Here is a 15,374-nt window from a genome sequence, read left to right on the forward strand (position 1 = left end):
GTTGCTGGAAAATGATTAACAATTAACACCGTGCTCACCCTTTCATAAGTTTGGTAATTAATGCAAATGAGATCTCGTATGCTGTTGAGTTTAACACCGCTTTCTGGCGGCTGTCAATTTTTATTTTGGCATTTCCTTCGGGATTGGTCTAAAATAAGAAGAAGATAGGGGGGATCGATATGATCAACGTAACAAAAGAAGCTGCTGGCTGGTTCAAAAATGAACTTGGCGTACAAGAGGGTCAGGCAATCCGCTTTTTTGCGCGATATAGTGCCGGGGGGACGATTCATCCTGGATTTTCGCTGGGGATCGAAATTGAAAGCCCTGTTTCACCAGGAACCGTCTCCGAGGTGGAAGGCATTAAATTCTATATGGAAGACAAGGATCTATGGTATTTGAAGGGCTACAACTTGAACGTCGTTTACAACCAGATGCATCATGATATCGAATATAAGTATGAGACGGTCGAGGGGCCGCATTAAGCAAGCAGTCAAGACGACAAGCAATGCTATTATGCGTAATCCGAGGTCAAGTTCGCGTTACGATATTTCAGTAACTGAAGCACGTATGCCGTTAGATTTAGTTTTGGATCAGAGCGGCAGCAATTGAAAGCAAGTAAATATCAACGAGCGAATGCTCATCCAGAAGAAAAAGGCCCATTAAAACGGGCCTTCACTTTGTGTTAGGAGTTGTTATTCGAGAAAATGTTATCTTCCATAGCGAATTCAAAGTCCTGGATATCAAATACCTGAACGGGAACCTCCGCTTCGATAATACGGCGAATCAGTTCCAACTGATCCGTCAGGACAGGTGCGCTCTCACGCTGTGCGGTCAGCACGATTTCCGTCTCAATCGGATCGAGGAACTCCCCGTACTGCTCGTTATCAAGTGCTTTGACTACAGTCCAAGATACATTTTCGCCGAACAGGATGGATGGACTTTTGGACCAAGGGACGTTTAGCGCGCGTTCAAGCTTCTTGCGGTTAAGCGGTTCTTCCAGATAGGCTATCAGCTCATTAATTTTATTCTTAACATGCAAATCGTCGGCCGGATCATGCATGAGAGGTTCGGGACTGTTCTGAAATTCATACAGCTCCATGACGGTGGTATAAGGTACAATATATTCTACAGGCGCGCCAGGCGCAAGTAACTCACCATAAATGGCCACCATCACGGCTTCAATGACAAATCGACGTGACATGGTTATCCTCCTACAAAACGGTTACTGCTCTTGCCGCTGCCGAAAGCCATTGCGCTTGCAGCAGGGACATATTATAGGGAGTATATCACAACATGAATGCAATTACAGCTTGATCGGTAAAAAATGAATGGCGATTGGAGGAAGTTCATGCCTGAATATAAGGATTTGCAAGGAGCAGCTGGATTGCCTCCCAGCGTTACGGAATGGATAAAGCAACAATGCGGGGGGGATTGGCTTATTCGTCAAATCCGCCCCTTGCCGGGTGGCATCTCGTCTGCCGTATATGAGGTACAGCTGCAAAGAAACGAGGAGCACGCCACGTGGGTGCTGCGGCAGTATACGAATCAGAGCTGGCTTGACGAAGAGCCTGATCTTATAGCCCATGAGTCGGCAGCGCTCCATGCGGCGTACCGGCATGGAATGGATTCACCAGGCTGGATCGCGTCCGATCCAGACGGCAGGTATTGCGGTAAGCCGTCCATCCTTATGAGGCGCTTGCCGGGTGAAGTCGTTCTTATGCCGGACGATCTGACGAGCTGGCTAACAGGGATGGCGCAGGTACTGACTCATTTGCATAGGCAGAAAATGGACCCGTTTCCATGGACTTATTATTCATATATCGAGCCGGCTCAATTTCGCCTTCCCGACTGGACGGCCAGGCCGGAGGCTTGGCGGGAAATCGCCCGGATCATCAAAGAACCCGTTCCGCCGTACGTTCCCAGATTCATTCATCGAGATTATCACCCTACAAACGTGCTTTGGGAGCGAGGGCAGGTGTCGGGAATCGTCGACTGGGTTAATGCCTGCTCAGGGCCGGCAGGAATAGACGTGGGGCATTGCAGGGTCAATTTGGTTCAGCTTCACGGGCTGCAGGCCGCCGACCAATTCCTTGATGCCTATTTCAATGGCATGCAGGGCGAGCAGGGGATCGAATACGATCCTTATTGGGATATGCTAACCCTGGCGAGTTACGTGGATGAGGAATTGACGGTATATCGAGGTTGGACGGATCTTGGAGTTACCTATCTAAGCAAGGACATGTTAGCTGCACGTCTGGACGAATATGCCGAAAGTCTGCTGCGGAGATGTTAAACCGTAATTACCTGAGATGAAGTGGCAAATCGGCAGAACAAACATAGAGGGATGTGCGCACCATTGAAGCATTGGAAAGCTTATTTTGTTTTTGTCAAACCATATACAAAATGGATCATTCTTACGCTGTTTATCGGCATACTAAAATTCGGCATACCGTCATTGCTGCCGCTGGTACAGAAATATGTCGTCGATGATATTTTGCTGAGCAAAACCCTTGGGCTTCAGGAACAGGTATCTCAATTGATGATCGTGCTTGGCGTGACCTTATTTCTATTCGTCATTGTCCGCGGGCCAGTAGAATACGCCCGTCAGTATTTCGCGCAATTGATTACGGCAAAAATCCTATTCGACTTGCGGAATAAGCTGTACAGCCATTTGCAGCGTCTTTCGCTTCGTTATTATCAGAATACGAAAGTGGGAGAGATCATCTCCCGGTTTATCAACGATGCGGAGCAGACGAAAAATATCGTAGAAGTCGGTATGATGAATGTGTGGCTCGATGCTTTTACGCTCGTATTCGTGCTGGGATTCATGTTCTATTTAGATCCGGTACTCACTCTTGTCGCGATTGCCATATTTCCGCTGTACGCGATTGCGGTCAAAGTGCTGTACAAACGTCTAAAAATACTGACGAAAGACCGCTCTGCGGCCCTCGCTGGCATACAGGCGTATCTTCACGAGCGGATCCAAGGAATCTCGGTCATTCGCAGCTTTGCATTGGAAAGACATGATCAAGCTAAGCTGGAAGGCATTAACGGGAATTATTTAAATAAAGCGCTAGCCCACAGCCGCTGGAATGCTTGGACCTTCGCGATCATTAATACGTTGACGGATATCGCACCGCTGCTTGTGATCGGCTATGGGGGCTATCAGGTCATTCAGCAGAATCTGACGTTGGGAACGTTTATCGCCTTTTTTGGTTATCTGGATCGTCTCTATTCTCCTTTGAAGCGATTAATCAACTCCTCTACCGTTCTGACTCAAGCCTCGGCTTCCTGGGAACGGGTGCTGGAATTGCTGGAGGAGCCTTATGATATGGTCGATAAACCCGGGGCTCTGACTTTGTCAGGGGGAAGCCATGGCATCGCCCTCCGCAATGTCTGGTTTAAATACCACGCTCAAGATCCATGGGTGCTTAGAAATATTACGATTCAGATTAATCCGGGCCAGACGGTAGCCTTCGTCGGGATGAGCGGCGGGGGAAAGTCCTCTCTCGTTGGACTGATTCCGAGATTTTACGATATTCAGAAGGGAAGCCTCGCTGTGGGCGGCCGGGATGTGAAGGACTGGACGATGGAGAGCCTGCGCGGCTCCATCGGAATGGTGCTTCAGGATAATTTCCTGTTTAGCGGCACCGTTCGTGATAATATTCTGCTCGGTAATCCTGGCAGCAGCGAGGAGGCGGTGTATGAAGCGGCCAAGTCAGCGAATGCGCATGATTTCATTATGGAGCTGCCGAATGGCTACGATACGGAAGTAGGGGAGCGGGGGGTCAAGCTGTCTGGCGGACAAAAGCAGCGAATCGCCATCGCCCGCGTGTTCCTGAAAGATCCGCCAATTTTGATCCTTGATGAAGCCACTTCGGCGCTCGATCTGGAATCGGAGCATCTCATCCAGCAGTCGCTCCAGCAGCTTTCCCGAAGCCGGACGACCTTAATCGTCGCTCATCGGTTGTCTACGATTACCCATGCCGATCAAATCATTGTGATGAAGAACGGCGGCATCGCCGAACGGGGAACGCATGATGAGCTAATGGACAAGGCGGGGGTATACGCCCAGCTATACAATATTCAGAACTTGAATCCATAACGCAAGCGGACTTATTTATACTATTGAAAAAAGCGCCCATGAAGCTGGTTTAAGGCTTCATGGGCGCTTCTAGTTGCCGGTGGAAATTCAAAGGAGGCTCAGACCTTGCCGATAAAGAGCGACAAAATGCCTGCTGCAATCAGTGGGCCGACCGGGACGCCCCGGAAGAAAGCTACACCGAGTACTGTGCCGATAAGCAGGCCGGCAACGATGGTCGGCTGGTTCCCCATTAGCGTGGCTCCCCGTCCGCCAAGCCAGGCGACGAGCATGCCTACGGCAATAGCCATTAGGGATTTCCAATGGAAGAAGGAAGACCACAGTACGGAAAGGGGAATTTTCCCGCTTGCGACCGGGGTCATTACGCCAATGGTCAAAATGATGATACCCAAGGTCAAACCGTATTTCTCCAGCCACGGAAACGCCATTTGCAGCTGCAGGACGCGGATGAGCAGCAGAAATATCATTGCTATCGTAATCGGTAAATTGCTGCTGAAAATACCTAACGCTGCCAGGAAGAGCAAGATGAGAGCGGTGATATCGACTTGGCTCATCCTAAGCTTCTCCCGTTCTGGAGGCGGTAATGTGCTCAGCTATTAGCACGCCATGCTTGCGTCCGGTTTCAATGAATACTTCATTGGCATTGCTCCCGGACGCAATGACGCCAGCGACATAAAGGCCGGGGACGTTGCTCTCCATCGTTTCCGGATTAAAGATCGGCTTCTCCGCTTCGCCTGACATTTCAACCCCGGCTTGAAACAGCAGCTTTCGATCGGGGTGGAAGCCGGTCAGGGCAAGCACGAAATCATTTAATAATTTTTCTCGGCCCAGCCCGGATTCGATAATGACATGATCCTGAGCGATGTCAATGACCCGGGAGGAAAGCCGAAGATCGATTTTGCCTCGATTGACCATGCTTTCAAAAATAGGTCTGACCCAGGGTTTGATCTGCTCTGATATGCTGTCCCGGCGGTATACGATCGTGACCTCCGCATCGACGCGAATCAATTCCAGAGCGGCATCGACAGCGGAATTGCTGCCCCCTATGATCGTCACCTTCGTACCAGCATACGGGTGTGCTTCCCGGAAATAATGGGTAACCTTATTCATTTCTTCTCCGGGAATCCCGAGCATGTTCGGGTGATCGAAATAACCTGTGGAGATGATGACGTTGCGGGCCTGATATTTCCATGTCTCGCCGCTTTGCGTCACCGAATGCACGATGAAGCTGCCATCCTCCTGACGATGGATTTCCGTCGCTTCCTCATAGGAGGCGATGTGCAAATTGTAGCGGCGGCTGACTCCGCGATAATACGCCAGCGCCTCGTGACGGAAAGGCTTTTCATTCGGCGTGGTAAAGGGAATATCGCCGATTTCCAGCAATTCGGGCGTACTGAAAAATTGCATATGTGTCGGATACGAATAAATCGAATGAACAAGACAGTGCTTCTCCAGGACGAGAACATGAAGTCCCCGTCTTTGGCATTCAATAGCCGCGGAGAGTCCGCAAGGGCCGGCACCGATAATAATAACGTCCTGCATGGGTAGTCCTCCTAGTTCGTGAAGTTCAAGTTAAATAAGTCGAAACAAATACCATCCTACAGGAAATGAGCTCTAATTTCTATATTCGGATGAAGGACGATAACCAAAAGTTAATTATGCAGCCATCGCCCGATGACCTAGCTTATAAGTAAGAAATCATTTGGTTTTTAGCGGAAGCCAGGCGAGAACATCTTGAATACGCGCATCCCAATACGTCCAGTCATGAGTCCCGGGCCCTTCCTCATAAGTAAGATCAAATCCGGCCCCGATACAAGCATCCCGGAAGCGAACGTTGTCCTCGTACAGAAAATCCTCAGTACCACAGCATTGGTATAAGAGCGGCGCTGTTCCTGGATCAACGGTTTCAAGCAGTTTAAAAAGATCGTCCTGAGTGCCTTGCGGGCCTTGAGATCCAAAGATTTGCCGATATAATGACTGGTTGTCGATCGAACGCCTCGCCTCGTCGATGCGATTGACCGATACGTCCAAGGCGCCCGATAGACTTGCAGCTGCACTAAATACGCCGGGCTTTCTTAAAGCAAGCTTGAACGCCCCGTAGCCCCCCATGGACAGACCAGCCACAAAGGTATCCTCGCGGTGCTCAGATAAAGGAAAGAAAGAACGGCATATGTAAGGAAGCTCTTCGCTTATAAACGTCCAGTAGCGTTTGCCTGCGTCCATGTCCGTATAAAAGCTAACACCGACCTGGGGCATAACGACGGCGAGGCCAAGCTCAGATACGTATCGCTCTAATGATGTGCGGCGCAGCCAAATGGAATCATCATCAGACAGCCCATGCAGTAAATACAAAGTAGGAATAGGGCCGGAAATCTCGCTCCCCCGCATACCGATTTGTGACTTGGCCCGCTGCGGTAAAATGACTGTCATAGAAGTTGAGAGACCTAGCACTTCAGAGAAAAATCGGCATTGAATTAAAGCCATCGTTTTAGCTCCTTCTAAGAATGTTATAAAAGAAATTATATCATCACCTAGCAGATGACAGACAATCGAAATATGGGTAAAGTGGTACAATAGAATTATCGTGTTTGTAATACCGGGGAAATCAAGACAGAATAGAGGTGGCTTATGGACATCCCCTGGAGAAGAAATTTGTATGTACTGTGGATCGGCGTATTTTTTTGCAGCATGGCTTATTCAATGGTCATTCCGTTCATGTCCTTGTTTATTGCTCATGATTTAGGAATTACAGATCATTTGACGATCTGGTCTGGCTTTACGTTTGGCATCACATTTCTGGCTAGTGCGTTAATCGCCCCTTTCTGGGGATCGCTTTCGGATAAATACGGGCGAAAGCCGATGCTGCTTCGATCCGGCTTTGCCCTTTGCCTAGTCTATGTGCTGAATGCCTTCGTCAGAAATCCCTTCGAGCTGGTCATTGTTCGTATTCTTACCGGATTGTTGTCCGGTTATGTTCCTTCAGCCATTGCACTGATTGCGACGAACACGCCGGAGAAAAAAGTCGGGTTCTCCCTCGGCATCATGTCCACCGCAGGGGCGGCAGGCGGGATTATCGGCCCCTTGGTGGGCGGATCCCTAAGCAAATTTGTTGGCTATCGGGAGTCTTTTCTGGCGGCTGGTGCCATTGTGCTTATTCCGACTTTGATCGCTTGGCTGTTCGTTCGGGAATATAACTTTGATCGAAATAGAGCCCGTTCCCGGGTGGTAGATGATTTGCGAGCTGCTTCGGAAAACCGACCGTTAATGCGGCATCTTACGATTGTGCTGATCGTCACGGCCTCTGTAATGGTGCTTGAGCCGCTGCTGTCACTGTATGTGCTGGAGCTTGGCGCCACCGCAGCGGATGCATCGTTCAGCTCAGGAATCATTTTTTCGGCAGTCGGGATTTCTACCGTGCTTGCTGCTCCAATATGGGCAAAAATCGGCGAGCGCATCGGCTACCGCAATACGCTGATGATCGGTTTGGTGGGCGGAGGACTGGGCAATATGCTGCAAGTGTTCTTTCATGATATTTTTGGCTTCGGCCTGCTTCGATTCATTTACGGATTATTTTTCGCAGCCGTCTTTCCAGCGCTTAATGCGCTTATCGTTCAAACAACGGAACCTGAATTCCGCGGCAGGGCATTTAGCCTGAATCAATCGGCGGGGCAGCTCGGGAATATGATGGGCCCGATTGCGGGCGGAACATTGGCGGGGTGGGTCGCGATTCCCGTCGTGTTCGTGCTTAACGGATTGCTGCTCGCAGCAACGGCGGTCACGCTAAAATTGAAGCCAAGGTCAAGGATCACCAGCCCTTCAAACAAAAGTTCTTCAGCGGGATAATCTGAATTGAGTTTAATCTGTTCCAATTGGGTTAATTAACCATTAAGAGGGAAGGGAAATTATTCCTCGTCTGGCTGTGAGGCCCGAATGAAGGGGAGGAGGATATGGCGATCGACCGGTTTATATTAAAAAAGCTGCAAAGCTGTACTTACCAGCCGATGAAGCAAAATCTGCTCCGATTGTTCTTGATTCGCATCGAGAAGGCTTGGCATGAAGAAGAGGCCCAGAAGCCGGCATGGTAACAGCCGGTGCTTCGGGCCTCTGTTCTTCTAATTCTAAGAATCATGGAGAGCTTAATTAAGTAAGCAAGCATTAGAAGCCAATGGCAAGAATATTAATAGAGAGAAAGCGCCAAGGAGTCATATTCACTCTTACTGTGCAATATAGCTTCCGAGCCTTCGATTTCGATACTGATTAATGAGTTAAGGCATTTCTTCAAAGCTTGTTTACCGTTATTGAACTTGTTCTCCAGCGCGCTAGTCAGCAGCTTAAGCGTCCGTTGGATCGGCTGCTTGCTATCGACATTGAAATAAACAGGTACCAGATTGTTCTGGAAGTTAATGAGTATTCTCATGCGAATCACCTCTTACAGTGGTTTCATAGTACATATTGTAAAGCAGAAAACTTAAAAATAGATTAAGAAAACATTATAATTCAATTAATCTTTGATGATAAGTACAGGAAAATGAATGATGTTTTCTTGGTTTTTTCTATTTTAATTACGAAAAAGAGAGTGATAAAGTTTCAAAACAGCAAAGAAGTTAAGATCATCTACCTATTTTTATGGGTATATTGTAATAGATTACCAAATAATTCCGAGCAAAAGTGATGCAAATAGTGGTATGATAATGTTGAGATTATGACAAAACTGTAAGGAGTGTTTCAAATTTTGGAAAAAAGGGTTAATGATATTGGTTGAAATTTAGCAATGAATAACCCTGCAAACACTTCTAGGTTAGTAATATGGATTTTAATCGAGTTAGATAGAAAATATAGGATTAACGAGTCATACCTGATAAGTTGAGGAGGTGGGCAGATGTTAATTGCGGATGCTTCCCAGAGTGGAGTGGTTACACTGGAGTCCAAGGAACTCATCTATTTAACCGATCTGCTCAGAGCGAATCGTCTGATCGGCAAGGAAGATCCATTTCGCGGTTTTCTATTGAAAGAGCCGGATGAAGATCGGGAAGATGTTCGAGAATCATTAATCCAAAAAGGCTATTTAACACCTCGGGGAAACGAGGACGTGCTGACCGTGCCGATGCCTGTCATGTCGCCGCTTGTAGCAGCATCCTTAGCAGAAAAGGCCTGCTGGGTGAAATATCGCACGGGAACCGAGACGTATGAACAATTTCTACATATAGCGGATGAGTGTGTTGTTAAGGTAGAGCGATCAAAGGACAATCCAGCGCTGCATCAGTTGGATGAAATCAGCGAGGTGCATCATATCTGCGGGAGCTTGGCAGGGAAAATGATGTGGAATGCGCATTGTCCGGGGGAACTGCCTGCACTGATGCTATCTAGACGACAGTTTGAGGAAATCGTCCGGCAATTGGATTATCTGGATATAGAGGAAGTCATGGTAGAACTGCTGAAGTTAACGGATGATCAGGAGGGTGTGATTTCTTTGGCCAAATGCTTAAAGACTCAAGTGGCCCAGGGAGATATTCGCTTTTTCGCCTGGAATGGGGATCAGTGGGAGTCTCAGCATGCCCAGTTTATGAACAATCATTCGATCAATTGGTTATTCCGCTCCAGCACGAAGGTGGACGAGGATTGGCTCATTGCTACCCCGACACAGAAGGATCAATTTCAAGACATGCTGCTGCATTGGTTTCGGGAGCCCTGCGACTATGTGGGGGGCAGTCAGTAGGATCATTTAGTGAGGAGAGAACTGGATTGAGCCGAATTGATTTTGAACTCACGGAGCTGAAGGAACGGGTCGCCCGTCTGGAGGAGCAGGTCAGGCTTGCTCAAGAAACGCCTAAAGGCGGCAGCTATGTCCGCTGGTTTCTTATCGGCTTTATGGCTGTGGCCGGGCTGATGATCCTTGGAGTTGTTGCTTTAGGAATAATTCAATTTCTTATTTGGTAAAATTTAAGTCGTTTCTATATAATTTGCTTGTCCGGTGATTAAATCACACCCCATTTTGGGTAATCTTGAAACAGACGGCAGAGCGGAGGGTGAACTCGGCATGCCTTGTCAATCAAACCCAAAATTCCAGTAGGAGTGTGACCTTCATGACGGAGAAGCAGGGTAATCAACTTCGGTTTCAAGGAAAAACCGCAATTGTTACGGGAGCGGGCTCCGGGATTGGAAAAGCAGCCGCCATTAAATTGGCGAGAGAAGGTGCCAAAGTTGCGCTGTTTGATCTAATAGACGATCGTACGCGCAGCACCGAGCATCAAATTAATAACATTTATCGGGGCGTGTCACGCTCATTTGACGTCGATGTGTCTGATCCCGAACGTATGGAGCAAGCGGTCAAGGAAGCGGCGGAGCATTTCGGGCGCATCGATATCGTGTTCGCCAACGCAGGCATTAATGGTACGTTGGCCCCGGTGGAGGAAATGCCGTTCGAGGATTGGCAGCGTACGCTGGGAATTAACCTGAACGGGACTTTCCTCACGGTAAAGCATGCCGTGCCTTATTTAAAAAAGCAGGGCGGCGGCAGTATTATTATAACGAGCTCGATCAACGGGAATGACCGTTTTTCCGGATTCGGGATGTCGGCTTACAGCACGACAAAGGCCGGACAGGTCGCGTTTGCCAAAATGCTTGCCCTGGAGCTTGCGAAGTTTAAAATTCGCGTCAATGTCATTTGTCCAGGCGCCATCGCGACGAACATCGATTCCACCTCCGAGGTGAGTGAGGAATTGGAGGAAATCATCATTCCCGTCGAATACCCGGAAGGCGCGCAGCCGCTGGCAGATGGCCCGGGGCAGCCGGAGAACGTAGCTGATTTGGTTGCGTTTCTCGCTTCGGATGACTCCGTGCATATTACGGGAGCCCGCATTGTCATTGATGGAGCGGAATCCCTGCTGTAGCAGATGCGTCGTGCTAAGAGGCTGGGAAGTAGTCTTTATTTATAGCATCAACCATGGAGGAAGGAAGCCCTGTCCCGTATTGCGCCACGCTGCGAGACGGGGTTTTGTGCTGCTGTAGGACAAATGATGACCGTATGGTAAAATGCTAACAGCACTTTGTATAAGATTATAGAATTTACAAGTTTTCAGCGGAGCTGAACCATTCTATAATCGCAAGAAAAAGGAGAAGAGGATGACAAGGCTTCCAATTGATGAGGTTATTCCAGAGCTGAAAGCGTGTTTGCAGTCGTCAAGCACAGCGATTCTGCTGGCGGAGCCGGGGGCGGGCAAGACGACGCGCACGCCGCTTGAGCTGCTTCAGGAGCCCTGGTTGAAGGGGCAGGGCATCGTTATGCTGGAGCCGAGGCGGCTTGCTGCGCGTTCAGCGGCGGTATTTATGGCCCAGCAGCTCGGCGAGCCTGTTGGGGAAACGGTAGGCTACCGGATTAGAACGGAAAGCAAAGTATCCAGCCGTACGAGAATTACGGTCGTGACGGAAGGGATACTGACGCGGATGCTTCAGCATGATCCGGCCCTGATGGGGATTGGGCTCATTATTTTTGACGAATTCCACGAACGGAATCTGCATGGCGATATTGGACTGGCGTTAGCGCTGCAAAGCCGTGAGCTGCTTCGCGACGAGCTGCGGTTGTTGATTATGTCGGCAACGTTACAGGCGGAGCCGCTCGTCGAGCTGTTAGGCGGCGCGGCAGTCATCCGCAGCCAAGGGCGGGCGTACCCGGTAGAGACCAGGTACGCGGAAGGGCCTGCAAGCCAAGCTCCCCTGGAGCAAGCGGTGACGCGCGCGGTACGCAGCGCGCTCGAGCGACATGATGGGAGCTTGCTTGTATTTTTGCCCGGCGCAAAGGAGATCCGCCGGGTGGAGCGGGCGCTGGCTCCGGTGGTGACCAGCGATGTGCTCCTTGCGCCGCTATACGGCGCTCTGCCTGCGCAGCAGCAGCAGCGGGCCATATCGGCGGCGCCGCCGGGCAAGCGCAAGGTGGTGCTTGCCACGTCGATCGCCGAGTCGAGCCTGACGATCGAAGGCGTGACGGTGGTGATCGACAGCGGCCTGCGGCGCACGGCGCTGTTCTCTCCGCGCACCGGCATGAGCCGGCTCGTTACGGTGCGCGCGGCCCGCGACTCCGCGGATCAACGGCGGGGACGAGCCGGGCGTACGGCGCCCGGCGTGTGCTACCGCCTGTGGAGCGAAGCGGAGGATCGGCTGCTGCAAGAGCGCACGGCGCCGGAGATGCTGGAGGCGGATTTGACGCCGCTCGCGCTTGAGCTGGCGGCCTGGGGAGCGAGCTCGCCCGAGGAGCTTGCTTGGCTTGATTCGCCGCCAGCGGCGCCCTATCGGCAAGCCGTCCGGCTGCTGCAGCAGCTTGGGGCGCTATGCAGCGCAGCTCGCATTACCGCGCATGGCCGGAGGATGGCCGAGCTCGGGCTGCATCCTCGCCTGGCACATATGCTGCTCAAGGCCGCGGATTTAGGGCTGGGCCGTTCGGCCTGCCGTTTGGCTGCGTTGCTGGAGGAGCGGGATTTATTTAGGGGCTCGGCAGGGGCTGGTGAGGATTGTGATATTCGCAGTCGTTTGTCACTGCTGATGGATAAGGGAAGCTCCTCTGAGCTAAGTAGGCCGACTAACCAAGTAGATGAACGAGATATTCAGCGGATACTTACGATGAGCGCTCAGTATGAGCGGAGACTGGGAATCAAGGAGTCGGCAGGCTCTGCGGCTTTGGGCGAAGAGAAGTGGTATGAGGCTTGCGGAATTCTGATATCTTTTGCTTATCCGGATCGCATCGCGGGCCGCCGGGCTGATGGACGATATTTGCTGCGCAGCGGCCGTGGTGCGGTATTCGCCAGGAAGCAGCTTCTGGGAGAAGCGCCTTACCTCGCCGTTGCAGAAGTCGATGACGAGGGGACGGAAGGCCGGATTTTATTGGCCGCGCCTTTGGAGCTAACGGATGTAGTACAGCATTACGGCGAACATATAAAGGAAGAGAAGCAGGCGGAATGGGACGAGGAAGCGGGAACGGTTCGCGTTCGCCTTCGGGAGACGCTTGGGGCTATTGTGATTAGAGAGCAACCGGTGCCCCCTGCGCCAGAGGATTTTATAAAGGCATTGCTGCATGCGGTGTCGTCGCAGGGCGTCCGCATTCTTCCATGGAGCGATAAAGCCCGCCAGCTTCAGGCTCGAGTCGGCTTTTTGCGCCAGCAAAGCGACCGCTGGCCGGATATGTCGGATTCCGCTTTGGCGGAGCGCGTCGAGGAATGGCTGGCGCCTTATATAGTTCATTTTCGCAAGCGCTCGGATTTGCAGTCCCTGTCCCTTTTAGCGATTCTTGAAAATGCTTTGGGATGGGAGCTGCGTCAGGAATTGAATGCCGAAGCGCCGACGCATTTGATTGTACCCAGCGGGTCGAAAATCCAGATTCACTATGGTCAGGGCGAGCCGTATGCTGCAGTTCGCCTGCAGGAGGTGTTCGGCATGATGGATACTCCCCGTATCGCCTATGGAGCGGTCGCGGTTATTATGCATTTGCTGTCTCCAGCGGGGCGTCCCGTACAGGTTACCGCAGATTTGCGAAGCTTTTGGGATCATGGGTATTTTGAGGTGAAGAAAGATTTGAAGGGTCGTTATCCCAAGCATTACTGGCCGGATGATCCGCACCAGGCTACAGCGACGAGAAGGGTGCGGCCGAAATGAATCATGGGTGTAAATGAAATTATGGAGCAATTCGGTGGAATGGATTCTCTGTACTTAAATAATGATTCCATAAAGGAGATTGGGCCATGAAGGTTAGAGTTTTAGTCGTTGACGACCACCCGCACGCTCGCGAGGCCATCGGTGAAATTCTATCGGATGACGATAGCTTCGAAATTATCGGTTATGCCGAAAATGGGGACGAAGCCCTGCTGCAGACGGAATTATGGATGCCTGATCTTATACTGATGGATATTCATATGCCGGGAAAGGACGGCCTGGAGACGACGAGAGAAATCAAGCTGAAATATCCTTACGTAAAAATTGTGCTTATTACGGTTTCCGATGATGCGGCTCATTTATTCGAAGCGCTGAAGCAGGGAGCGCAAGGGTACTTGCTCAAAAATTTAGAGCCCGGTACTTGGCTGCAATATTTGCGGTCGGTCGCCAGTGATGAAGCCCCGTTGTCCAGCGAATTGGCTTACCGGATTTTGCAAGAGTTCCCGCTGTCCAAGAGGAATAACAGTGGTGATCATCCTCTTACCAGCCGAGAACGTGAAATTCTGGATTGGGTTGCAAAAGGGATGACCAATCGGGAAATCGCCAAGGAATTGCAAATTTCCGACCAGACGGTGAAAAATCATCTGAAAAACATTTTACAAAAATTGCATTTGGAAAATCGCGTGCAATTAACTAGATACGCTATGGAGCAAGGCTGGATCAATCATTAGGCCCTGATTATAATATTTCAACATATGAAAAATTCACAACAGAAAGACAAAAAATATTTCCCTTGCATCTGCCTGCCAGTCTACCATTCTATTTACGTCCCTAGCAACAAATCATTTCGTAAAAAAGGCATGTAGATCAGTTGTTGTGAAAAATTCATAACTGATCTATACTTTTTAGGAAAGGGCGTGAGGTGAGGGAATGGCTTTTATGATTGCGCAGCGCGCGTATATTAAGCTGTATTTAATTTCGATGGTAGAGCAGCGCAGAGGCTATGGCTATCAGATGCTTGAAGAGCTGAAGGAGGAATTTAAGCCATTCGGCTACATTCCTCCGCAGAGTGAAATTTATAGGGCACTTCATGAGCTGGTGCAAGAGGGAGTGCTCTACCGCACGAAGCAGTTGAAAGGAACTGACCCGAACGTTGATTTCCAGGAAATTGTGCTTTATCATTTCACCGATGAGGGACACGAGAAGGCAGAGCTGTATAAGAAGCAGGTGAAGGTCGATTTAGATCGCTGCATCGGAATGCTGAATAAGGCTGTCGCCGACAATTACTGATTTGGCAGCATGTCATTGCCTATAATTCTAATACTAATCCGATTTGTATTGTATTATTTGTTAACATGAAGTAACATAAATTTTATATTCATAACCGAATATTATGGGAACAGGTGCTTTAGTCGAATTCGATTGAAGCTTAATAGGGAAGTCCGGTGCAATGCCGGCGCGGTCCCGCCACTGTAACAGAGGAGCTGGAAGCGATAGTGCCACTGATGAAAATTCATTGGGAAGGCAGCTGTCCAGTTATGATTCTGAAGCCAGGAGACCTGCCTGTTCTGCCAGCACTGCTGTACCTACGGGAGATAGGGAGGTGTTAAAGATTCGAGCCATCGCACATCAT

At 50.1% G+C, this 15,374-nt stretch carries 16 protein-coding genes and 1 riboswitch; of the genes, 11 read left to right on the forward strand and 5 right to left on the reverse strand.

The annotated features are described in order from the left end of the window. Positions 1-179: 179 nt before the first annotated feature. Positions 180-482 (forward strand): HesB/YadR/YfhF family protein, encoded by a 303-nt coding sequence (locus ACE3MQ_RS20590; RefSeq protein ID WP_379396152.1) that lies wholly within the window; start codon positions 180-182, stop codon positions 480-482. A 200-nt stretch (positions 483-682) separates the two neighbouring features. Here ACE3MQ_RS20590 and ACE3MQ_RS20595 read toward each other — a convergent pair whose 3' ends face one another. Further along, complete coding sequence (locus tag ACE3MQ_RS20595) at positions 683-1,201, reverse strand: ADP-heptose synthase (RefSeq protein ID WP_379396154.1); 519 nt, start codon at positions 1,199-1,201, stop codon at positions 683-685. Between the two features lie 147 nt (positions 1,202-1,348). On the opposite strand from ACE3MQ_RS20595, the gene ACE3MQ_RS20600 reads away from it, so the two are divergent. Together ACE3MQ_RS20600 and ACE3MQ_RS20605 are read left to right on the forward strand one after the other, a co-directional pair. Further along, positions 1,349-2,293, forward strand: coding sequence for a phosphotransferase family protein (locus tag ACE3MQ_RS20600; RefSeq protein WP_379396156.1), 945 nt, complete (start codon positions 1,349-1,351; stop codon positions 2,291-2,293). 63 nt (positions 2,294-2,356) lie between these two features. Continuing rightward, positions 2,357-4,105: an ABC transporter ATP-binding protein gene (locus tag ACE3MQ_RS20605; RefSeq protein WP_379396159.1), complete on the forward strand. Its 1,749-nt coding sequence runs from the start codon at positions 2,357-2,359 to the stop codon at positions 4,103-4,105. A 98-nt stretch (positions 4,106-4,203) separates the two neighbouring features. Here the strand turns inward: ACE3MQ_RS20605 and ACE3MQ_RS20610 are convergent, their stop codons facing one another. From ACE3MQ_RS20610 to ACE3MQ_RS20620, 3 genes are all read right to left on the reverse strand, one after another. Then, positions 4,204-4,656 carry a DUF441 domain-containing protein gene (locus tag ACE3MQ_RS20610; RefSeq protein WP_379396162.1) on the reverse strand — a complete coding sequence of 151 codons (453 nt, stop codon included), beginning with the start codon at positions 4,654-4,656 and terminating at the stop codon, positions 4,204-4,206. 1 nt (position 4,657) lies between these two features. Beyond that, positions 4,658-5,644: a YpdA family putative bacillithiol disulfide reductase gene (locus ACE3MQ_RS20615; RefSeq protein ID WP_379396164.1), complete on the reverse strand. Its 987-nt coding sequence runs from the start codon at positions 5,642-5,644 to the stop codon at positions 4,658-4,660. Positions 5,645-5,800: 156 nt separating this feature from the next. After that, positions 5,801-6,586 carry an alpha/beta hydrolase gene (locus ACE3MQ_RS20620; protein WP_379396166.1) on the reverse strand — a complete coding sequence of 262 codons (786 nt, stop codon included), beginning with the start codon at positions 6,584-6,586 and terminating at the stop codon, positions 5,801-5,803. Positions 6,587-6,730: 144 nt separating this feature from the next. Between ACE3MQ_RS20620 and ACE3MQ_RS20625 the strand changes: the two genes are divergently transcribed. Both ACE3MQ_RS20625 and ACE3MQ_RS20630 read left to right on the forward strand, forming a co-directional pair. Continuing rightward, positions 6,731-7,945, forward strand: a complete 1,215-nt coding sequence (locus ACE3MQ_RS20625) for an MFS transporter (protein WP_379396168.1) — start codon at positions 6,731-6,733, stop codon at positions 7,943-7,945. Between the two features lie 104 nt (positions 7,946-8,049). After that, a complete protein-coding gene (locus tag ACE3MQ_RS20630; protein ID WP_379396170.1) occupies positions 8,050-8,187 on the forward strand; it encodes a hypothetical protein in 138 nt (45 codons plus the stop codon). Positions 8,188-8,279: 92 nt separating this feature from the next. Here the strand turns inward: ACE3MQ_RS20630 and ACE3MQ_RS20635 are convergent, their stop codons facing one another. Continuing rightward, positions 8,280-8,519, reverse strand: coding sequence for a hypothetical protein (locus ACE3MQ_RS20635; protein WP_379396172.1), 240 nt, complete (start codon positions 8,517-8,519; stop codon positions 8,280-8,282). A gap of 462 nt (positions 8,520-8,981) precedes the next feature. Between ACE3MQ_RS20635 and ACE3MQ_RS20640 the strand changes: the two genes are divergently transcribed. The 6 genes from ACE3MQ_RS20640 (at position 8,982) to ACE3MQ_RS20665 (ending at position 15,031) form a co-directional block, all read left to right on the forward strand. Continuing rightward, complete coding sequence (locus ACE3MQ_RS20640; protein WP_379396174.1) at positions 8,982-9,818, forward strand: hypothetical protein; 837 nt, start codon at positions 8,982-8,984, stop codon at positions 9,816-9,818. Between the two features lie 26 nt (positions 9,819-9,844). Next, positions 9,845-10,039: an SH3 domain-containing protein gene (locus ACE3MQ_RS20645; RefSeq protein WP_379396176.1), complete on the forward strand. Its 195-nt coding sequence runs from the start codon at positions 9,845-9,847 to the stop codon at positions 10,037-10,039. 146 nt (positions 10,040-10,185) lie between these two features. Then, positions 10,186-10,992, forward strand: a complete 807-nt coding sequence (locus ACE3MQ_RS20650; RefSeq protein WP_379396178.1) for an SDR family oxidoreductase — start codon at positions 10,186-10,188, stop codon at positions 10,990-10,992. A gap of 232 nt (positions 10,993-11,224) precedes the next feature. Then, positions 11,225-13,744 (forward strand): ATP-dependent helicase HrpB, encoded by a 2,520-nt coding sequence (gene hrpB, locus ACE3MQ_RS20655; protein WP_379396180.1) that lies wholly within the window; start codon positions 11,225-11,227, stop codon positions 13,742-13,744. Between the two features lie 86 nt (positions 13,745-13,830). Then, a complete protein-coding gene (locus ACE3MQ_RS20660; RefSeq protein WP_379396182.1) occupies positions 13,831-14,472 on the forward strand; it encodes a response regulator in 642 nt (213 codons plus the stop codon). Between the two features lie 199 nt (positions 14,473-14,671). Then, entirely contained in the window at positions 14,672-15,031 is a 360-nt protein-coding gene (locus tag ACE3MQ_RS20665; RefSeq protein ID WP_379396184.1) for a helix-turn-helix transcriptional regulator, read from the forward strand. A 94-nt stretch (positions 15,032-15,125) separates the two neighbouring features. Next, positions 15,126-15,322, forward strand: a riboswitch (cobalamin riboswitch). Positions 15,323-15,374 lie beyond the last annotated feature (52 nt).

The sequence above is a fragment of the Paenibacillus lentus genome (assembly GCF_042714055.1).
Taxonomy (GTDB): domain Bacteria; phylum Bacillota; class Bacilli; order Paenibacillales; family Paenibacillaceae; genus Fontibacillus; species Fontibacillus lentus_A.

Bases quoted from the DNA above. Each gene is read 5' to 3' on its own strand.
- hrpB (WP_379396180.1), top strand. From the start codon at position 11,225: ATGACAAGGCTTCCAATTGATGAGGTTATTCCAGAGCTGAAAGCGTGT.
- ACE3MQ_RS20630 (WP_379396170.1), top strand. From the start codon at position 8,050: ATGGCGATCGACCGGTTTATATTAAAAAAGCTGCAAAGCTGTACTTAC.
- ACE3MQ_RS20610 (WP_379396162.1), bottom strand. From the start codon at position 4,656: ATGAGCCAAGTCGATATCACCGCTCTCATCTTGCTCTTCCTGGCAGCG.
- ACE3MQ_RS20625 (WP_379396168.1), top strand. From the start codon at position 6,731: ATGGACATCCCCTGGAGAAGAAATTTGTATGTACTGTGGATCGGCGTA.
- ACE3MQ_RS20615 (WP_379396164.1), bottom strand. From the start codon at position 5,644: ATGCAGGACGTTATTATTATCGGTGCCGGCCCTTGCGGACTCTCCGCG.
- ACE3MQ_RS20600 (WP_379396156.1), top strand. From the start codon at position 1,349: ATGCCTGAATATAAGGATTTGCAAGGAGCAGCTGGATTGCCTCCCAGC.
- ACE3MQ_RS20650 (WP_379396178.1), top strand. From the start codon at position 10,186: ATGACGGAGAAGCAGGGTAATCAACTTCGGTTTCAAGGAAAAACCGCA.
- ACE3MQ_RS20640 (WP_379396174.1), top strand. From the start codon at position 8,982: ATGTTAATTGCGGATGCTTCCCAGAGTGGAGTGGTTACACTGGAGTCC.
- ACE3MQ_RS20595 (WP_379396154.1), bottom strand. From the start codon at position 1,201: ATGTCACGTCGATTTGTCATTGAAGCCGTGATGGTGGCCATTTATGGT.
- ACE3MQ_RS20660 (WP_379396182.1), top strand. From the start codon at position 13,831: ATGAAGGTTAGAGTTTTAGTCGTTGACGACCACCCGCACGCTCGCGAG.
- ACE3MQ_RS20620 (WP_379396166.1), bottom strand. From the start codon at position 6,586: ATGGCTTTAATTCAATGCCGATTTTTCTCTGAAGTGCTAGGTCTCTCA.
- ACE3MQ_RS20590 (WP_379396152.1), top strand. From the start codon at position 180: ATGATCAACGTAACAAAAGAAGCTGCTGGCTGGTTCAAAAATGAACTT.
- ACE3MQ_RS20635 (WP_379396172.1), bottom strand. From the start codon at position 8,519: ATGAGAATACTCATTAACTTCCAGAACAATCTGGTACCTGTTTATTTC.
- ACE3MQ_RS20665 (WP_379396184.1), top strand. From the start codon at position 14,672: ATGGCTTTTATGATTGCGCAGCGCGCGTATATTAAGCTGTATTTAATT.